The 3085-nt window shown below is 70.0% G+C and carries 3 protein-coding genes and 1 pseudogene; 1 reads left to right on the forward strand and 3 read right to left on the reverse strand.

The genetic code is table 11. The features are described from left to right. Window positions 1-644: pseudogene (locus AB0F18_RS38970) on the forward strand (hypothetical protein); the annotation flags it as partial. Between the two features lie 533 nt (window positions 645-1177). Here AB0F18_RS38970 and AB0F18_RS38975 read toward each other — a convergent pair. From AB0F18_RS38975 to AB0F18_RS38985, 3 genes are all read right to left on the reverse strand, one after another. Beyond that, a complete protein-coding gene (locus tag AB0F18_RS38975) occupies window positions 1178-1393 on the reverse strand; it encodes a GNAT family N-acetyltransferase (protein WP_362070227.1) in 216 nt (71 codons plus the stop codon). A gap of 6 nt (window positions 1394-1399) precedes the next feature. Beyond that, window positions 1400-2050 carry a GNAT family N-acetyltransferase gene (locus tag AB0F18_RS38980; RefSeq protein ID WP_362070221.1) on the reverse strand — a complete coding sequence of 217 codons (651 nt, stop codon included), beginning with the start codon at window positions 2048-2050 and terminating at the stop codon, window positions 1400-1402. A gap of 241 nt (window positions 2051-2291) precedes the next feature. Further along, on the reverse strand, window positions 2292-2840 hold the full coding sequence (locus AB0F18_RS38985) for a hypothetical protein (protein WP_362070224.1): 549 nt from the start codon (window positions 2838-2840) through the stop codon (window positions 2292-2294). Window positions 2841-3085 lie beyond the last annotated feature (245 nt).

Consider the following 3085-nt stretch of genomic DNA (forward strand, 5'->3'; position numbering starts at 1 on the left):
CTTCGAACACCTCACCCAACGGCACGGGAGCCCTGTCCGTTGCGGGCACCAAGGTCATCACCCGATCGGTGACCACGCTGAAAAGGCTCAGTGAGCCGGTCTTTCACGACGTCGAGCTGATCCTGCATGCGGTCCTCGCCGACGCCGACGCCGACGCCGACGCCGACGTCGCCGAGCAGTGGGCGGCGGGCCGACTGGCGAAAGGCCCCGACGCGGTGCAGGGATTCGCCGGCCTCGAACCGCTTCCAGGCGCCGCGCCCCGGTCGGCGCCTGCGGCCCGGCCCGCGGAGCCGGCGGTGAAGCGGGTCCGGACCCCGTCGCCGGATGCGGGGGAGCGGGCGCGCCGGGCACGCCGCGAGCGCGTGGAAGCGGCTCGTGCTGAGCTGTCCGAGGCGGCGGCCGAGGTGGAGCGGCTGGAGGCGGAGCAGGCCGCGGCGCGGGAGCTGGCCGACAGCAGGGTGGCTGATGTTGCGGCGGCCGAGGATGAAGTACGGGGTGCTCGGGAGCGGCTGGAGGCGGCGCGGGCGGCGAGCGCGGAGGCGGCGGCCGGCGCGCGGGAGGCCGGGAGAGCGGTGACGAAGGCGAGGGCGCGGGCGCAGAAGGGGGCGCGGGAGGTCGAGGAGCTGACTGGCTCCGAAGGCTGAGCCACCCCGCACGCGGGGGCTCGGCGGGGGAACGGCGAAGGGCCGGCCCGGCGGGTGCCGGGTCGGCCCTGCGTGCAGTACTCGCGCGGCAACGCGGTGCTGCTGTGTCCCTGTTCTGCGAAGTCACCAGCAATTTCAGGGGTCCGCCGGTCGCCCGGTCGGTTCTGCACCCCACGGTGCCCTGGGTCCTTGCCGGGTGGCAAGCACGGTTTGGACAGCTGTGGACGAACGGGCCCGACCGTGCCCTGTTGGGTGGGTGTTCGTGGGGCGTCGGCGAGGTTGGACGCGTGTCCATCTGCGAGTTTTCGCTGTTCGGGGGCTGATCGCTGGGGGTCGCCTGGCCCGTTATCAACGTGGACGCCAGTGAGCTAATAAACAGGCATTTGCTGTCATTTCAGAAGGACCGAGTGGCTGGGCTGCTTGCGCCGCAGATTTGTGCGCGGCAGCAGCGCCTTCCCGAGCGCTCCGCGACACTCTCCGCGTGGCCAGAGCCGCGGCCACCGTCTGCCGATACGGGACGGCGCTGTGGCGCGTTAAGCCGACGTGGCAGAGAAGCGACAGTTGACGAAGTCAGCGACGGGCCGGTAGCCGAGGTACTGGTAGAGCGCGTTGCTGATGGGGTTGGCGAGGTCCGTGAAGAGGAGGACGTTGTCCGCGCCGTTGTTGAGGGCATCCTGTGTCACCGCGGCGGTGACCGCGCTCGCGTACCCCCGGCCGCGAAGGTGGGACGGAGTGTAGACCGGCGCGATGCGGACCTAGCCGGCGATCAGGGGTGAGGAGCCTGCCATTGCGACAGGCTGGCCTTCGGCGTTCTCCCAAAGTGTGACCCCGCCGTAAGCGAGACGTGCCTCCGCCCAGGCTCCGAAATCGCGGTCGCTGGAATCGCCGATCGCGATGGTGTACTCCTGGGCCCAGCGCACGAGCTGAGCCCGGTCGGACCAGTTGGCGACCCGAGCGCGGCCAGCGGGCGCCGGATCGGGGGCTCTTAGGGTGTCGAGATCGTAAAGGCGCTCACTGCGCTGCTGCACGACGACGGTTTCAGTGCGCTGTCGCCAGGCTTCCGTGAGCGCCTCGACGCTCTCTCGATCGCCTGACACGCCCTGCAGACTTTCCCCGTCGCTCACGAAACGGGCGACGAGAGCGACGGCCTCGGGAGCGGACAGCGGCGTGACAACCAGCCCGTGCTGGGGTGTACGAACAAAGGCTGCCCGTACCTCACCGCCACGGCTCAGTGTGCCGAAGAGCGGCACGTCGGGCCCAGACGCCGTCAACCCTCTTCCGCGCAGTGCGTTGGTCACGGTCAGCAGGACCGTGTGCAGTACCGGCCGTGAATGCAGGAACGCCTCGGCGCGGCGGAGGAAGGCGTCGAGGTCAGGACCGAGCTGCCAGGTGCTGGGCGTTTCCATACGCCATGATGACGCAAGCTGTCCGCGGCGTCCCTACCGGGGGAGGCTAATTCAGGACGAGTGCGCACGGCTGCCGGAGCTGGAGCTAGCCACGTTCGCCGAGCGAAGCGCTGGTCGGTGCATCGCCCCACGCCACCCGCGACAGCCGGCCCGGGACCTCGGGGTGAGTCGCATGCTCCGCCGTTACACTCCCCACAGCCAAGCCGTTGACCAGGCGAAACATCAAAGTCCGGCTGGAGTGCTAGCGGTGCAGGAAGGTCCCGCCGTCGATGATCCAGAGGCTGGCCGGTACCGCGCCGCACTTGACGACTTCGGAGTGGGTCTCGGGGTTGGTCCGGTTCCAGCCGACCCGGCGCTGGTGCTGCGCGTCGGTGGGGTAGAAGGTGAGGCCGGCTTCGGGGTGCTGGCCTTCCTGGAAGAAGTACGGCTCGCCCCCGAACGGGGTGACCACGATCCGCGAGATGGGCCCGGTCACGGTGATGGCGCCGTTCCCGTCGACGGTCAGGCAGTCGACGTCGAACTCGGCCCGCGTGGTCCCGCTCTCCTCGAACACGTGCTGCACCACGACGTGCCCGCGGGCCTGGCCGTCGACCGTACGGGCGCTGAGCTGCGCGGTGAGCCGCTCGCCCGGGTTGGGGCCCGGGCCGTGCTCGTTGAGCAGGGTCCAGCTCTGCAGTGCGAGGTGCTGTGCCGGTACGTGGGTGGCCGGCATGGGCGCGGCCGCGGCGGTGCCAGCCGCGAGCGCCACAGCCGTAGTGGTGAGCGCTATGGCGGTGATGAGCTTTCGCATGGTCAATCCTCGCTAGGGAGAAGGCAGTCGGGCTGTTTCCCGGCTGCCTCCAACCTCCCACCTCACCCCGTGCCGCGGCCTCATCCGCGGGGAGGTACCGGCTCCCCCCGGCGGGGGAACCACCCCTCCTCCGCCCGGCTGGAGTACTAGGATCGTGATCTCCATGCCTGAGGTGCTCAACGCTTCTGCTGACGGATGAGCACTCGAGTTGGCGAGCTGTGCCTTCCGATTGACAGGGAAGGGCC

Source organism: Streptomyces sp. NPDC029216 (assembly GCF_040648015.1).
Classification (GTDB): Bacteria; Actinomycetota; Actinomycetes; order Streptomycetales; family Streptomycetaceae; genus Streptomyces.

Bases quoted from the DNA above. Each gene is read 5' to 3' on its own strand.
- AB0F18_RS38980 (WP_362070221.1), bottom strand. From the start codon at position 2,050: ATGGAAACGCCCAGCACCTGGCAGCTCGGTCCTGACCTCGACGCCTTC.
- AB0F18_RS38985 (WP_362070224.1), bottom strand. From the start codon at position 2,840: ATGCGAAAGCTCATCACCGCCATAGCGCTCACCACTACGGCTGTGGCG.